Raw genomic sequence first — 13,451 nt, forward strand, 5'->3', positions numbered from 1 at the left:
AATCCGCATGGCTGGCGGGCGCGTTCAGCGCGGATGGCTCTTACGCCATGCGTCCGGGCGTTCGAAGCTCAACGCCCAGATACCGCGACCGGCGGCTTTCGCCTCGGCCTCCTCGGCCTGATAGCCACCATAGGCCAGGGCCTGGCCCTGGCGCACCAGCGCTGCGTTGATCTCGGCATCGCCCTGCCGGCAGCGCGCCAGCCCGCGGCCATAGCGGTCGGCCCGCGAGATTATGCAGGTGACGTTGCCGAGCGCGAGCATGGCGGCGAGCGCGCGGCGCGCCTGCCGGCCACAGGCGACCTCGCCTCCGCTCCGGTCCCGGCAGGTCTGCCGGTATTCGGGCGCGTCGACCCCCTCCAGGCGAAGCTCCTCGCCGAGAAGCCGGAGCGAATCGCCGTCGATCGCCTCGGCTGCTCCCGCAAGGCTGCGGCTGGGACCTAGCCGGTACTGCAGGACAGCGCCGGCAATCGCCAAAAGCACAAGGAATCCAAGGGCTACGACGAAGTCGACCGACCGGCCGACCCGTCGCCAGCCGAACGGACCATAGTTGCTTGCCCTGAATCCAAAGCGTGCCATCAGGATAAGCTTAACGATTTCTCGCCCATCATGGCGAGCCGGAGCGCGACGGGGCGCCACCGGGCGGGAGCCTTTGCCTTCAGATCATGGCGGAACTGACAGCCGAACAGGTGCAGCGCGGCCGCGGACCCGATCCGACCGTGCTGGCGCGCCGCAAGCTGATCAACCGCGAGGTCCGGTCGGCGCGCGAGAAGCTGACCTCCTCGACCGGGCTCCAGCGCGCCTTCGATTACGAACTCATCCGTGTCTTCGCAAAATATCGGCTGAACGGGTCGGCCGGAACCCTGCTGCTCGCGCTCCTCGTCGCCGCCGCAGCTTGCGTCTGGGTGCCGTTCTACACGGTCTCGGGCTGGCTCACGCTGGTGGTGCTGAGCACGGGCTTCACCGCCGTGCTGTGCCGGCGCTTTCTGGCTGAACCGTCCGCCGCCGCACGCGTCGCCTTCTGGCGCAAGCTCCTGCCCGCGGCCGAATTGCTGCACGGCCTGTCCTGGGCCCTGCTTGCGGGCCTCTTCATCGGCATCGATGCACCCGGCGCCCGCTTCTTCCTGATGACGGCGCTGCTGATCGTCAGCGCGCTCACCGTTACGCTCGCGGCGGCGATCCCGATCGCGGTCTATTCCAGCCTCGTGCCGATCGTTGGCGCGATCGTTTTGTCCTTCAGCGGCCGCAGCGACATCGACAGCGTCACCATGCTGCTGATGGCCGCCTGCGCGCAGCTCTTCTTCATCTTCCTGACCAACAGGCTCTACTCGACCTCGGTCGAGACGATCGAGTTCCGGGCCGAGAAGGACGCGCTGATCGCCGAGCTGGAAACCGCCAAGGCCAATTCCGACGAAGCCCGGCGCAAGGCAGAGGAGGCCAATCTCGCCAAGTCGCGCTTCCTGGCGACGATGAGCCATGAGCTGCGCACACCGCTCAACGCCATCCTCGGCTTCTCCGAGGTGATGAAGAACGAGGTTTTCGGGGCGCACGCCAACGCCTCCTACAAGGAGTACTCCGGCGATATCCATTCCTCGGGTCAGCACCTGCTCACACTGATCAACGAGATCCTCGACCTGTCGCGCATCGAATCCGGCAAGTACGAGCTCAGCGAAGAGGCCATCAGCCTCGCGGGCATCGCCGACGATGCGGCGCACATGCTCAACCTGCGCGCCAAGGCCAAGAGCCAGACCATCCGCCAGGCGACTGAGCCCGAGCTGCCGCGGATCTGGGCCGATGAGCGCGCCATCCGCCAAGCCGTGCTGAACATTCTGGCGAACGCGATCAAATTCACCCCGCAGGGCGGCGAGATCTCGATCAAGGTCGGCTGGACCGCCACCGGTGGGCAGTATGTCAGCATCACCGATACCGGCCCCGGCATCCCGGAGGACGAAATCCCGGTGGTGATGCAGACGTTCGGGCGCGGCTCGCTGGCGATCAAGACGGCCGAGCAGGGCTCGGGCCTGGGGCTGCCGATCGTCAAGGGGCTGGTCGACCTGCACGGCGGCGGCTTCCGCATCAAATCGGCGCCGCGCGCTGGCACCGAAGTGACGATCACGCTTCCCGCCGAGCGCGTCATGGACACGCTGCCGGCCTTGCCGCACCCCGGCGAGCGTTCCGCCGCGTAGAATCGGCTGGGCTACGCGACCTGCGGAAGCACAGGTACGCCCACCCGCTCAGCCTCGACATCCTCCCACCAGCCGCCAAGCGCATCGATCAACGGCACGAGGCGAAGTCCCGCGGTCGTCAGTTCGTAGTCGACCCGGCGGGGATAGCCGTCATGGTCGATCCGGCGGACGATGCCGGCCGCCTCGAGCTTCCGGAGCTCCAGCGCCAGCATGCGGTGCGAGACGGTCGGGTTGTCGCGCCTGAGCTCGCTGAAGCGCCTGGTGCCATCCTTCAGATAGTACAGCAGCAAGGTCGGCCAGCGGCCGCTCAGCACCCGCATGACGCTTTCGATCGGGCAGTCGGACACGACGTCCTTCATGGTTCGTTCCGCCTGGTTACAGAAAAGTGCGTAATTTACATGGGGCGACGGATGACTAGGTTCCAGCCCGCTGCGCAGCGTTTCCCGACCCAAATGGAAAACGCAACATGGAACCGATCCTCGTTTATGGCTACCCGTCCGGCACTTCGATGGGCCTGGTCGCTGCTCTGGAATGGCTTGGCCAGCCCTACAAGCTGTGCCGCGTCGATATGCTGGGTGAAATGCGCGAACCGGCCTACACCCGGATCAATGCGCGCGTCGAAACCCCAGTGCTGATCACCGATCTGGGCCGCCCGCTGACCGAGACCATGGCGATCGCCGCCTGGCTCGAGGCGCGCGACACCGAACGGCGGATCAGCTTCGATCCGCTGTCCCCGGAAGCCGACCGGATGCACCAGTTCATGGCCTACCTCAACACAGGCTTCACCGGCGCCTTCGGCCCGCTCTGGGTCGCGCTGGAACTGCCCGAGCCCGATCCCGATTTCGAGACGGCGCTGCGCCGTTTAGGGCGCGGCCAAGTGATCGAGCGCCACGACAAGCTGGAAGCGATGCTCGACGGTGGGCACTGGCTGGTCGGCGACAAGCATAGCCTCGCAGATGGACTGCTCGCCGGCGTGGCGCGCTGGCTCGAATACCATGAGGTCGCCGACCTCTCGCGTTGGCCGAAGCTGCAGGCGCTGCGCCAGCGGGTCGAGGCCGATACGGCAGTGGTCTACGCGACCGCTTTCGAGAACGGCGAGACGCCAGCCGGCAGCGGCGCCTGCAAAGGCCATCTGCAGCTGGCCGAGGTGATCGAGCGCTTCGGCGCCTGACGAGAGGAGGGCGCGCCGAGTGGAACGCCCGGCGCGCCTTTCCAAGAGATCGTGGCTTGATGACCGCCCTTAGGATATACATGTTCCGTGTATATCAAACAGGAGCGTGTCAATGCAGGTCGCACGCTGGGGCAACAGCCTCGCCATTCGGATACCAGCGGCCGTCAGCGAGGCACTGGCGCTCAAGGAAGGCGATGACGTCGATATCCGTATCGCGGACGATCGCACCTTCCTGATCGCGCGCGACGAGCGCAAGCCGCGCGCGCTCGCCCGTATCCGCAGCCTGCGCAAGCCGCTCCCGCCCGGCTGGCGCTTCGATCGCGACGAGGCCAATGAGCGCGTCCCGTGACGCGCGCCTTTCTCGACAGCAATGTGGTGATCTACGCCTTCAGCGACGATCCACGGAACTCTGTGGCAGAGGATCTGCTTGGCCGCGGCTGCGAGCTCAGCGTCCAGGTCCTGAACGAATTCACCAATGTTGCGCGCCGCAAGCTGGGCTTCTCATGGGCGGAGATCACTGACGCGGTCGAGGCGATCACGACGCTCAGCCGCATCGTCCATCCGCTCGGTTTCGCCACGCACCAAGAGGCCGTCAGGCTGGCCGAGCGCTACGGATTGGGCTTCTACGACACATTGATCGTAGCGAGCGCGCTACAATCGGGCTGTGCGGTGCTCTACAGCGAAGACATGCAGCACGCCCTGATCGTCGACGAGCAGCTGAGGATCGAGAATCCGTTCCAGGCGGAGTAGCAGATCACAGTCTCTAGTCGGCCTTCCCCGACACCTGCGCCTGCGCGAAGGTCGCCATGCCGGAATGGACGCCGGCCGCCGCCTTGACGAGGCCGGCGGCGAGCGCTGCACCCGTCCCCTCGCCGAGCCGCATGTCGAGCGCCAGCAGCGGCTGCTTGCCGAGCTTGACCAGCGCCTGCGCATGAGCGCCTTCGGCCGAGAGATGGCCGGCAAGGCAATGGTCGAGCGCGGATGGATCGAGCGCATGCAGGATCGCGGCAGCGGCGGTGACGACATAGCCGTCGAGGATCACCGGGATGCGCTGCAGGCGGGCGGCGAGGATCGCGCCGCAGATCGCCGCCATCTCCCGGCCACCGAAGCGACGCAGCACTTCGAGCGGGTCGCTGAGGTGATTGGCGTGAAACTTGAGCCCCGCCTCGACCGCCGCGATCTTGCGCTTCAGGCCGTCATCGTCGACGCCGGTGCCACGTCCGCACCATGTCGCAGCGCCACCGCCATAGAGCGCGGCGAAGATCGCGGCGGCCGAGGTGGTGTTGCCGATGCCCATCTCGCCGAGCGCCAGCAGGTCGGCGCCGCCGGCGAGCGCCTCCATGCCGAAGGCCATGGTCGCGACGCAGGCGCGCTCGTCGAGCGCATCTTCTTGCGTGAAATCGCCGGTCGGCAGGTCGAGCGCGAGGTCGAAGACCTTGAAGCCGAGGTCATAGGCGGCGCAGATCTGATTGATCGCGGCGCCGCCGGCGGCAAAATTCTCCAGCATCTGGCGCGTCACCGCCTGCGGAAAGGCCGAGACGCCCTGAGCGACGACGCCGTGATTGCCGGCGAAGACGCAGACCAGCGGTCGGTCGACGCGCGGCGGCGCCTTGCCCTGCCAGGCTGCGAGCCATTCGGCGATCTCCTCCAGCCGGCCGAGGCTGCCGGCCGGCTTGGTCAGCTCCTTGTCACGGGCGCGCACCGTGTTGGCCGCCGCCATGTCCGGACCGGGCATGCTGGCGATGAGGTTGCGGATATCGTCGAAGGGCAGGCCGGAAGCGGGCATCGCAGACATCTGAGGAAGCCGATCTTGAAAGCCTAGGGAATCGCGCGGCGCGAGGTCGCCGCCATGTTGCCGCTGCTGCTATAGGCTGGAGCGGACGAAGACAATCCGAGGGCAGCGTGGCCGAAACCGACAGCGATGATGCGCCGCAGGCGGCGATTTGGCCGGGTTGGCTCGTAGCGACCGCGACCTGCATCCGCTTCTATTCGCGCCTGCCGGTGCCGGCGCTGCCGGGCGAAAGCGCCCATGCCCTGCCGGATTTCCGGCTGGTGCCGCGTGCCCTGCCCTTCGCGGCATTGCTGATCGCATTCCCTGCTGCGCTGATCGCGCTGTTCGCGGGCCTTGCGGGCATCAACGCCCTGCTGACAGCGACACTCGCCGTGACCGGGCTCGTGCTGACGACGGGCGCCTTTCATGAGGACGGGCTCGCCGACAGCGCCGACGGGCTGTTCGGTGGGCACACGCCGGAGCGTCGGCTGGAGATCATGAAGGACAGCCGCGTTGGCACCTTCGGCGCATTGGCGCTCGGCCTCTCGCTGCTGCTGCGGGTGACGGCGCTCGCCGCGATCCTGCAAGGCGCTGGTGCGTGGGCATTAGCAGCGGCCGTGCTCGTCGCCGCGCCCTGGTCGCGCGTCGAAGGCATCCGCATCCTCGCCACCGTCGAGCCTACGCGGCGAGACGGCGCCTCCGCTTCGGTCGGACGGCCCGAGCGATCAGTGCTGCCGGTCACCTACGGCTTGTCGGGCGCCCTCGCCCTGCTCCTGGTTGGCGCGGGCGCCCTCCCCCTCGCTGGTGTCCTGCTCGGCTTGGCCCTGTCGGTACTAATGACCTACTGGCTATCGCGTACCGCCATCCGCCTTATCGGCGGCCAGACCGGCGACATTCTCGGCGCGGCGCAGCAGCTCGGCGAGATCGCGATCTATCTCGGCCTCGCCATCGTCATCGGCTGGGGCGGGCGATGAACGCGATCTCCAGCCCCTGCATCAAGGTCTGCGTGATCGATCCGGCGAGCAAGCTCTGCCGGGGCTGCGGCCGGACCCTGCAGGAGATCGCGCAATGGTCGCGGATGAGCGAGGCGGAACGCCTCGCCATCATGGCGAGGTTGGACGAACGCCTCAGCCGTCGGCCAGGCGATGAAGGTCCTCGCCGGTCAGCCTGAAGAAGACCTTCTCCGGCTGCGGCGTCGCGCCGAGGCTCTCGTAGAAGCGCAGCAGGCGCTCATTGTCGCGCGCCGCCGTCCAGTCGATCCGGCGAAGGCCGCGTGCCAGCGCAAGCCGCGCCAGCTCTGCGAGCAGCGCCCGGCCGGCGCCGAGCCCGCGAGCCGCTTCGGCGACATAGATCTCCTTGAGGAAGCAGCCGGGGTTCAGGCCAGGGCCGGGATAGATCGCCGAGAAGGCGGCGAAGCCGACGAGAGCCCCGTCATGCTCGGCGACCAGCAATTCGGTTCCCGCCGGCCGGTTCACCAGCCCGGCCCTGATCTCGGCATCCGGCGGACAGGGCACGCCGTAGTGCACCTGCATCTCAGCCATCAAACCGGCGAGCGCAGGATGATCGGCCTCCTCGCAAGGGCGCACGTCAACCATGGTTCGTGCCCTCAGACGATCAGCGACCAGAAGAAGCGGGCGCAGACCACCAGCAGGAAGATGCCGAAGGAGACCTCCAGCTTGCGCTTCGACAACCGGTGCGCCAGGCGCGCGCCGATCGGCGCCGTCCAGATCGAGGTTGGGATGAAGAGCAGGAAGCCGATGAAGGAGACATAGCCGAGCGAGAGCGGCGGCAGGACGTCCATCTTCGGCCAGCCGGCATAGATGTAGCCGAGCGCGCCGGGGATCGAGATCAGCACGCCAAGGCCTGACGAGGTCGCGACCGCCTGGTGGATCGGCCGGCCGTAGAAGGTCATGAACAGGCTGGAGAGCTGACCGCCGCCAATGCCCATCAGCGACGAGAGCACGCCGATGATGACGCCATAGATCCGCATCAGGAACGCTCCCGGCAGCGTGTCGCCGAGCTTCCAGCGGTCGGAGGCGAAGAGCAGGCGCATGGCGCTGGCGAAGGCGACCGCGACGAAGACAGCCTTGAACAGGTCCGGCGGGGCATAGCGCGCAATGAAGCTGCCACCCAGCACGCCGAGCACGACCGGCACGGCCCAGACCCGGATGATCGAGGTGTCGACCATGCCCTTGGCGAGATGGGCCCGGTAGGAGCGGATCGAGGTCGGGATGATCACGGCCAGAGAGGTTCCGACCGCGAGCGGCATGCGCACCTCCTCCGGCACGCCGATCACCCGGAAGACCTCGTAGAGCACCGGCACGATCATCGCGCCGCCACCGACGCCGAACAGGCCGGCGAGCAGGCCGGTGACAGCGCCGGCCGCGACAAGCGACAACGCGAGGAAAATCAAATCGTTCAGGGCAATGCCGGCGATCATCATGCACTCAATCTGGCGAAGACGGAGTGCTCTTAGCCCCCCCACCGGAAAGGGCAAGGTTCAGCCGGCAAGGTGGGCATGCGCGAAAGACGCCTCAGGACGAGGCGTCCGCGTCCGATGACCGCGGCCGATCACGGCCTGACATAGGTCCAGCCCTTCTCCTGCAGCTCCATGACCCGGACGACGCCGGACTTCACCACCACAGCCTCGGGGATCAGGGCGATGTCCTTGTTCTTGGCCTTGCTCATATTGCCCTGCGTGTTGCCGCAGGCCTTGAAAGTGATGGCCGGCGTGCTCGCCGTCATCGCCTTGATCCGCGCCTTCAGCGGCGAGGTATCGTCGTGCAGCATGTGCAGGCCGGGGCCGAATGTGACGACCTCGATCTCCACCTTCTCGCCGAGATCCTGATAAATACTGCGCCACGTTCGCCGCATTGTTGAGCGCGAGGTTCATCATCGCGGCCTCGTTCGTATTCACCTGCAGGATGAGCCGGTGCGGCTTCCGTTCAACCACGGGCGGCTTCGGTGCCGGCACTGAGCTCTGCTTCGTGCCCTGTGCGGCCGCAGGCGGGACGGCGATGGATAGCGCGACGCCAGTCGCCAAGGCGGCGCGGACAAAGTCTTTGAGCCTGATCGTCATAACATCCCACCCATGAGTTCGAGGTCTATTCGCTACGTGGTTTGGCTAAGGCGCGGGGCCATCTGCAGGTTGCGGCAACCCTGTCCCGCGCCGCCTTCAGTCCACTGAGGGAAAAGTGCCCGTCATGGATGGCGCCGCCGCGGGTCGAGAGGCGGATGGCGAGGCCGCCCTCTGCGGGGAGCGAGAGAAGCAGGCCGACGACATCGCCCCGGAATGCGACCCCGCTTCCGAACGAAGGCCGGCCCGCTGCGACCTGCACGGGCGGGCTGTCATCGAGGCGGTACGAGAGAGCGTAGTCGGCGCCACCATCGGAGACGGCTGGTCCACCAACCACCATCTCAGTCCGGCCGCCGCGGCAGTGAATTGAGAGCTGCTTCAGAGCACTGTCGGCACCGCCGAGGGAAAACGCGGTGGCGGTGACGATCGGCGTGTAGTCGACCGGTGAGGTGGTCTCGTTGATCACCCAGGCTTCGCCGCTGCCCGCCGGCCGATCAGGTACCTTCACCGGCTGCGGCAGCTTGTTCAAACAGGCCTGGCGATCCGCCGGGAGCCGTCTGTCGCGAGACATCTGCGAGAGCGTCGACCTCGCCCTCGTCGGGTCGAGCAGACCTCAGATCCAAAAGACCAGAAGACGAGCATAGGGGAAGGAGGTGGCCCTGGTGGGGTACTCCGCCCAAGCAACCGTTTCGCGCGGTGCGAGCTAGTCGCTGACGCCCTCGCGCGCGGCGATCGTCATGCAGGTCGCCGTCAGCATGGCGCAGAGCTTCGCCTTGCCCGCCGTCACGGCGAAGACCTCGGCCATGGCAAGCGTCAGGGTACGGCCGGCCTTGACCACCCTGCCCTTGGCGATGAGCTCGTCACCGGTCGCCGGCGCCAGCAGGCTGATCTTGAACTCGGCGGTGAGGACGCCGTTGCCGGCCGGCATGGTGGTCAGCGCGGCATAGCCGGCGGCGCTGTCGGCGATGGTCGAGACCGCGCCGGCATGGACGAAGCCGTGCTGCTGGCACAGATGCGCCGAGACCGGCATGGCAATCTCGATCTCGCCTGGTGCGACACGAACGAGGCGTGCGCCCAGCGTCGTCATGAAGGCCTGCTTGCCGAAGCTCGCCTCGATGCGGGCGACGAGGGCGGGGTCGATCATATCGCCAGCCTGCATCGCCTCATTCCGCCGCGATGGCGGACGGAACCTGCCGCTCGACATGGGCAATCGCGGCGCGCAGATCGGCAAGACCCGCGCCCGCTGCGACGCAGTGCTCGGAGAGATGGCGGCGGAACAGGCGCGAGCCGCGCCGGCCCGGGAACAGCCCGACGAGATGGCGGGTGAAGGCGTGCAGGCGCCCTCCCCGTTCGAGATGGGCGACGATGAAGGGCTCGAGCGCTTCCAGCATCTCGAAAGCATCGGCGACCGGCGCGTCCTCGCCGAAGAGCAGCGGATCGACCGACAGCAGCACTTCCGGGTTCTGATAAGCCTCGCGGCCGAGCATGACGCCGTCGAGATGCTCAAGATGCGGCAGCCATTCCTCCGGCTGCCGGATTCCGCCATTCAGCGCGATGATAAGGTCCGGATTGGCGGCCTTGAGGCGATAGGCGCGCTCATAGTCGAGCGGCGGGATCTCGCGGTTCTCCTTGGGCGAGAGCCCCTGCAGCCAGGCCTTGCGGGCATGGACGACGAGAGCGTCGACGCCGGCGGCGCGCACGGTCGCGGTCAATGCATCGAGCGTGGCTTCGGGGTCTTGGTCGTCGACGCCGATGCGGCATTTCACCGTGACGGGAATGGAAACGGCAGCCTTCATCGCCGCGACGCAATAGCCAACGAGCGCCGGCTCGCGCATCAGGCAGGCGCCGAAAGCACCGCCCTGGACGCGGTCGGAAGGGCAGCCGCAGTTCAGATTGATCTCGTCATAGCCGAAGTCCGCGCCGATCTTCGCCGCCTCTGCCAACAGTACCGGATCATTGCCGCCGAGCTGGAGCGCCAGCGGATGCTCGACATCGTCGAAGCCGATCAGCCGCCCCCGGTCACCGCGGATCACGGCCTGTGCCGTCACCATCTCGGTATAGAGCCGGGCGCGGCGCGACATCAGGCGATGGACGATCCGGCAATGCCGATCGGTCCAGTCCATCATCGGCGCCACGGAGAAGCGCCAAGGGCTGATATCAGCCAATTTCCCGGCCACTGCAGGCATTTCGTTCACAGCCACTCGCCGCTCAACGTTCAGTTTCTTACCATTTCGGCCCATTCGCTATCCGATTACAGCCAATGTCACAAATCGGACGACAGTGCTGTAAATGGGCACACTCATCGAATGACCTCGGAAGGATGGGACAGTCGCCCATACGGCGCAAATCGGACGGGTGTGCAGCCTTGCAAGGAGACCTACCCCGACCGCGCTGACTTGTGCATCTTGCACAGGCCAGCGCGGATATTTTCTTGGCGGCTGCAAGCATCACGCTGCGTTGTCCGCGCCGCCTAGCCAAGCGGAAATGCGCTTCCGCCGAGGCTTGCTCACTCTTCCGCAGGTCGATTCGGCAGATCGTTTCCCCCACTCGTCGCCGTTCGCATTCCCTGCCTGAGCGCCTGGACGCTTCTGTTGAGTTCGATCATCTGGGGGATCTCGAAGCCCGAGTTTCGCAACAGGGCGTCGGTGAGGCAGCCGGTCTTCGGGTGAAGCTCCTGGCCCTTGGCGGTCAGGTAAACCTCGACCAGGCGCTCGTCGATGGTGCTGCGCCGGCGGCTGAGGAAGCCGGCCGCCTCGAGGCGCTTGACCGCTGGGGTGATGGTGCTGGGTTCGAGCGCCAGGCGCTCGCCGATGGCGCTGATCGTCAGCCCGTCCTTCTCCCAGAGCGCGCTGAGCACGAGATACTGCGTGTAGGTGACGCCGAGCCCGTCCAGCATCGGCTTGTAGACGCGCTGGATCGCCAGCGAGGTCGAGTAGATCGAGAAGCAGAGCTGGCCGTCGAGAGGCAGGGTCGGGGCGTCGGTCATCGTCGTTCTCCGGTGGCGGGTCAGCAATAGCGACCCGCATCTCGAAAACCAATATCGCGATAAAGAAAACGCTTTACAAGCTCGGAGTGGCTGTGTAGGAGAATATATATCGCAATAATGATTGCCGCGAACTAAACAACGGAAGGAACCCGCCATGACCAAGTCCCTGATCGCCGCTGCTGTCTCCCTCGCTGCTTCTGTCGCTGGCACGCCCGCTTTGGCCGCCCCAGTCGTCAAGAATGTCGTCCTCGTCCATGGCGGCTTCGTCGACGGCTCCGGCTGGCAGGGCGTCCACGATGTCCTCAAGGCCAAGGGCTACAATGTCACCATCGTCCAGAACCCGACCACCTCTCTCGCCGACGACGTCGCCTTCACCAAGCGCGCCATCGCCCAGCAGGACGGCCCGGTCGTGCTCGTCGGCCACTCCTATGGCGGTGTCGTCGTCAGTGAGGCGGGCACCGATCCGAAGGTGAAGTCGGTCGTCTACATCGCCGCCTTCGCCCCCGACGCTGGCGAGTCCGTCTCCTCGCTGATCGCCAACCCGCCTCCCGGCGCCTCGGTCCCGCCGATCCTGCCGCCGGTCGACGGCTTCCTCCTGCTCGACAAGGCGAAGTTCGCCGCGTCCTTCGCCGCCGATGTCGACGCCAAGACCGCCGCCTTCATGGCTAACGCGCAGGTGCCCTGGGGCGTCGCGGCCCTGACCGGCGCCGTTTCCAGCCCGGCCTGGAAGGTCAAGCCCAGCTTCTATCTCGTCGCCAGCGACGACCGCATGATCCCGCCCCCGGCCCAGCGCCAGATGGCCAAGCGCGCCGGAGCGACCATCACCGAGACCAAGGGCAGCCACGCTCTCTACGTCTCAAAGCCAAAGGTCGTCGCCGACATCATCGAAAAAGCCGCTAACGCTAAGTGACACGGGTCGACAGGGCCGGACAGGCAAGAGCCAGCTCCACACCATCCAGAACAGAAAAGCGGGCCCCAAAAGGGCCCGCTTCCTTTTTCCTGAGCCGCGCCTGAGCGGACATTCACAAAGGCGCTTGTGAAGCGAATTTGGTTCTGTTAAACGTTTTACAGTTAAACGTTTAACAGGCTGAATGATGGATGGCCGCCGCGTAACGATCCGGGATGTCGCGAGCCGCGCAGGGGTATCCACTGCGACGGTCTCGAATGTCTTCAGCGGCAACAAGCCGGTGAACGACGATCTGCGTAAACGTGTTCTGCAGGCCGCGAAGGAACTGGCGTACCAGGTGGATCGGGCCGCATCGCAGCTGCGCTCCGGGCAAGCGCGCGTCGTCGGTGTCCTGGTTCCCGATCTCGATGACGTCTTCTTCACCTCGCTCGTCTCGCGGCTGGAGGTGCTGGCAGAGGTCGACGGCTACGACATCGTCGTTGCAAGCTCCCGCGACGATGCCGGCCTCGAGCAATCGCGCCTGCGCACTTTGCTCGCCTGGCGTCCATCGGGCCTCATCGTGGTGCCCTGCTCTGACGAGGTGCCGCAAACCCTCGCCGCCGAAATCGGACGGCTGCCGATCATCTTCGCCGACCGTGTCCACCCGGGAGGCTCAGTCGTCGACACGGTCGCAATCGACAACCGCGAAGCCGGAGAGATCGCGGCGCGTCACCTCCTGGCGCTAGGGCATCGCGACTTCGTCATCGCCGCCTCCAGCCTCGCCATCTCGCCAATCCGCGAACGTGTCCGCGGCGCTAGCGACCTAATCCGGGAGGCGGCCGGTTGCAACGTGACTGTGGTCGAGCTCGGATCCGTCGCCGAGCGTGGTGCCGAGCTTTTCCTGAGTTGGCTCGAGCGGCATGCGCGGCCGAGCGCGGTGATCGCACTGACCAATGTCACGACGCTGAGCACGCTGTCTGCGCTGGCGCGTTTGAAGATCGATATTCCCGAGCCCATCTCCGTGGTCGGCTTCGACGACTACCCATGGATGAGCGCCCGCAAGACGGGGCTGACGGCGATCCGGCAACCGATCGGCGAGCTCGCCGCGGCGATTTGGCAGCGCCTGCGTGCGCGCATTGCGGGCGATGATGCACCGGCGCAAACCATCGTGCTGCAGACCAGCCTGCAGGTGCGCGACTCCGTGCGCGATCTCACCGCCGCGACGGATCGCGGCAACGCCCGCGATCCCGATCTGCTTGCGAACCCGGAGAGACCGGCTGCGTCGCCCAAGGCGGTGCACTGACGAATACCGACTGCGGACGCCTCGCGTCCGAGCCACCGGGCCGACAGAGCCCGGAGCGAAAGAAGGTCTGGAGGA

Annotated in this window: 17 protein-coding genes and 1 pseudogene; 8 read left to right on the forward strand and 10 right to left on the reverse strand. The window is 66.4% G+C overall.

Going from position 1 to position 13,451, the window contains the following annotated elements; translation table 11 throughout:
- Nucleotides 1-24: 24 nt before the first annotated feature.
- Nucleotides 25-480: a thermonuclease family protein gene (locus tag BLM15_RS11775; RefSeq protein WP_164547488.1), complete on the reverse strand. Its 456-nt coding sequence runs from the start codon at nt 478-480 to the stop codon at nt 25-27.
- A gap of 182 nt (nt 481-662) precedes the next feature.
- Here BLM15_RS11775 and BLM15_RS11780 point away from each other — a divergent pair, with 182 nt between their 5' ends.
- Nucleotides 663-2,183 (forward strand): sensor histidine kinase, encoded by a 1,521-nt coding sequence (locus BLM15_RS11780; protein WP_126112929.1) that lies wholly within the window; start codon nt 663-665, stop codon nt 2,181-2,183.
- Nucleotides 2,184-2,194: 11 nt separating this feature from the next.
- On the opposite strand, the gene BLM15_RS11785 is transcribed toward BLM15_RS11780, so the two are convergent.
- Entirely contained in the window at nt 2,195-2,542 is a 348-nt protein-coding gene (locus BLM15_RS11785) for a winged helix-turn-helix transcriptional regulator (protein ID WP_126112930.1), read from the reverse strand.
- A gap of 107 nt (nt 2,543-2,649) precedes the next feature.
- On the opposite strand from BLM15_RS11785, the gene BLM15_RS11790 reads away from it, so the two are divergent.
- The 3 genes from BLM15_RS11790 (at nt 2,650) to BLM15_RS11800 (ending at nt 4,104) form a co-directional block, all read left to right on the forward strand.
- The gene (locus tag BLM15_RS11790; RefSeq protein WP_126112931.1) at nt 2,650-3,354 is read left to right on the forward strand and encodes a glutathione S-transferase family protein; all 705 of its coding nucleotides are present in this window, start codon (nt 2,650-2,652) and stop codon (nt 3,352-3,354) included.
- 112 nt (nt 3,355-3,466) lie between these two features.
- A complete protein-coding gene (locus tag BLM15_RS11795) occupies nt 3,467-3,703 on the forward strand; it encodes an AbrB/MazE/SpoVT family DNA-binding domain-containing protein (protein WP_126112932.1) in 237 nt (78 codons plus the stop codon).
- Nucleotides 3,700-4,104, forward strand: coding sequence for a PIN domain-containing protein (locus BLM15_RS11800; protein ID WP_126112933.1), 405 nt, complete (start codon nt 3,700-3,702; stop codon nt 4,102-4,104). Before BLM15_RS11795 ends, BLM15_RS11800 begins: the two co-directional genes overlap by 4 nt.
- A gap of 13 nt (nt 4,105-4,117) precedes the next feature.
- Here BLM15_RS11800 and cobT read toward each other — a convergent pair whose 3' ends face one another.
- Entirely contained in the window at nt 4,118-5,149 is a 1,032-nt protein-coding gene (gene cobT / locus BLM15_RS11805; RefSeq protein ID WP_126112934.1) for a nicotinate-nucleotide--dimethylbenzimidazole phosphoribosyltransferase, read from the reverse strand.
- 107 nt (nt 5,150-5,256) lie between these two features.
- Here cobT and BLM15_RS11810 point away from each other — a divergent pair, with 107 nt between their 5' ends.
- Both BLM15_RS11810 and BLM15_RS11815 read left to right on the forward strand, forming a co-directional pair.
- Entirely contained in the window at nt 5,257-6,099 is an 843-nt protein-coding gene (locus BLM15_RS11810; RefSeq protein WP_236846637.1) for an adenosylcobinamide-GDP ribazoletransferase, read from the forward strand.
- Nucleotides 6,096-6,296 (forward strand): DUF1289 domain-containing protein, encoded by a 201-nt coding sequence (locus BLM15_RS11815; protein WP_126112936.1) that lies wholly within the window; start codon nt 6,096-6,098, stop codon nt 6,294-6,296. The genes BLM15_RS11810 and BLM15_RS11815 overlap by 4 nt, the downstream gene beginning before the upstream one ends.
- Here BLM15_RS11815 and BLM15_RS11820 read toward each other — a convergent pair.
- The 7 genes and pseudogenes from BLM15_RS11820 to BLM15_RS11850 form a co-directional block, all read right to left on the reverse strand.
- Nucleotides 6,253-6,720: a GNAT family N-acetyltransferase gene (locus BLM15_RS11820; protein WP_126112937.1), complete on the reverse strand. Its 468-nt coding sequence runs from the start codon at nt 6,718-6,720 to the stop codon at nt 6,253-6,255. The two genes, BLM15_RS11815 and BLM15_RS11820, sit on opposite strands and share 44 nt — an antisense overlap.
- An 11-nt stretch (nt 6,721-6,731) precedes the next feature.
- Nucleotides 6,732-7,565: a sulfite exporter TauE/SafE family protein gene (locus BLM15_RS11825; RefSeq protein WP_126116146.1), complete on the reverse strand. Its 834-nt coding sequence runs from the start codon at nt 7,563-7,565 to the stop codon at nt 6,732-6,734.
- A gap of 131 nt (nt 7,566-7,696) precedes the next feature.
- Nucleotides 7,697-8,204 (reverse strand): annotated as a pseudogene (locus BLM15_RS11830) (DsrE family protein).
- Between the two features lie 25 nt (nt 8,205-8,229).
- Nucleotides 8,230-8,730, reverse strand: a complete 501-nt coding sequence (locus BLM15_RS11835; RefSeq protein WP_126112938.1) for a hypothetical protein — start codon at nt 8,728-8,730, stop codon at nt 8,230-8,232.
- A 174-nt stretch (nt 8,731-8,904) separates the two neighbouring features.
- Nucleotides 8,905-9,345, reverse strand: coding sequence for a PaaI family thioesterase (locus tag BLM15_RS11840; RefSeq protein ID WP_236846638.1), 441 nt, complete (start codon nt 9,343-9,345; stop codon nt 8,905-8,907).
- A gap of 19 nt (nt 9,346-9,364) precedes the next feature.
- Nucleotides 9,365-10,387, reverse strand: coding sequence for a tRNA dihydrouridine(20/20a) synthase DusA (gene dusA / locus BLM15_RS11845; RefSeq protein ID WP_126116147.1), 1,023 nt, complete (start codon nt 10,385-10,387; stop codon nt 9,365-9,367).
- Nucleotides 10,388-10,707: 320 nt separating this feature from the next.
- Nucleotides 10,708-11,187, reverse strand: coding sequence for a MarR family winged helix-turn-helix transcriptional regulator (locus tag BLM15_RS11850; protein ID WP_126112940.1), 480 nt, complete (start codon nt 11,185-11,187; stop codon nt 10,708-10,710).
- 154 nt (nt 11,188-11,341) lie between these two features.
- On the opposite strand from BLM15_RS11850, the gene BLM15_RS11855 reads away from it, so the two are divergent.
- A complete protein-coding gene (locus BLM15_RS11855) occupies nt 11,342-12,097 on the forward strand; it encodes an alpha/beta hydrolase (RefSeq protein WP_126112941.1) in 756 nt (251 codons plus the stop codon).
- Between the two features lie 181 nt (nt 12,098-12,278).
- The gene (locus tag BLM15_RS11860; RefSeq protein WP_126112942.1) at nt 12,279-13,376 is read left to right on the forward strand and encodes a LacI family DNA-binding transcriptional regulator; all 1,098 of its coding nucleotides are present in this window, start codon (nt 12,279-12,281) and stop codon (nt 13,374-13,376) included.
- The last annotated feature ends 75 nt before the right edge of the window (nt 13,377-13,451 follow it).

Source organism: Bosea sp. Tri-49, assembly GCF_003952665.1.
Taxonomy (GTDB): domain Bacteria; phylum Pseudomonadota; class Alphaproteobacteria; order Rhizobiales; family Beijerinckiaceae; genus Allobosea.

What these genes read in the sequence shown, in the direction of transcription:
- cobT (WP_126112934.1), bottom strand. Translation starts at nt 5,149, where the DNA reads ATGTCTGCGATGCCCGCTTCCGGCCTGCCCTTCGACGATATCCGCAAC.
- BLM15_RS11795 (WP_126112932.1), top strand. Translation starts at nt 3,467, where the DNA reads ATGCAGGTCGCACGCTGGGGCAACAGCCTCGCCATTCGGATACCAGCG.
- dusA (WP_126116147.1), bottom strand. Translation starts at nt 10,387, where the DNA reads ATGCCTGCAGTGGCCGGGAAATTGGCTGATATCAGCCCTTGGCGCTTC.
- BLM15_RS11815 (WP_126112936.1), top strand. Translation starts at nt 6,096, where the DNA reads ATGAACGCGATCTCCAGCCCCTGCATCAAGGTCTGCGTGATCGATCCG.
- BLM15_RS11820 (WP_126112937.1), bottom strand. Translation starts at nt 6,720, where the DNA reads ATGGTTGACGTGCGCCCTTGCGAGGAGGCCGATCATCCTGCGCTCGCC.
- BLM15_RS11850 (WP_126112940.1), bottom strand. Translation starts at nt 11,187, where the DNA reads ATGACCGACGCCCCGACCCTGCCTCTCGACGGCCAGCTCTGCTTCTCG.
- BLM15_RS11840 (WP_236846638.1), bottom strand. Translation starts at nt 9,345, where the DNA reads ATGATCGACCCCGCCCTCGTCGCCCGCATCGAGGCGAGCTTCGGCAAG.
- BLM15_RS11825 (WP_126116146.1), bottom strand. Translation starts at nt 7,565, where the DNA reads ATGATCGCCGGCATTGCCCTGAACGATTTGATTTTCCTCGCGTTGTCG.
- BLM15_RS11780 (WP_126112929.1), top strand. Translation starts at nt 663, where the DNA reads ATGGCGGAACTGACAGCCGAACAGGTGCAGCGCGGCCGCGGACCCGAT.
- BLM15_RS11790 (WP_126112931.1), top strand. Translation starts at nt 2,650, where the DNA reads ATGGAACCGATCCTCGTTTATGGCTACCCGTCCGGCACTTCGATGGGC.
- BLM15_RS11855 (WP_126112941.1), top strand. Translation starts at nt 11,342, where the DNA reads ATGACCAAGTCCCTGATCGCCGCTGCTGTCTCCCTCGCTGCTTCTGTC.
- BLM15_RS11785 (WP_126112930.1), bottom strand. Translation starts at nt 2,542, where the DNA reads ATGAAGGACGTCGTGTCCGACTGCCCGATCGAAAGCGTCATGCGGGTG.
- BLM15_RS11860 (WP_126112942.1), top strand. Translation starts at nt 12,279, where the DNA reads ATGATGGATGGCCGCCGCGTAACGATCCGGGATGTCGCGAGCCGCGCA.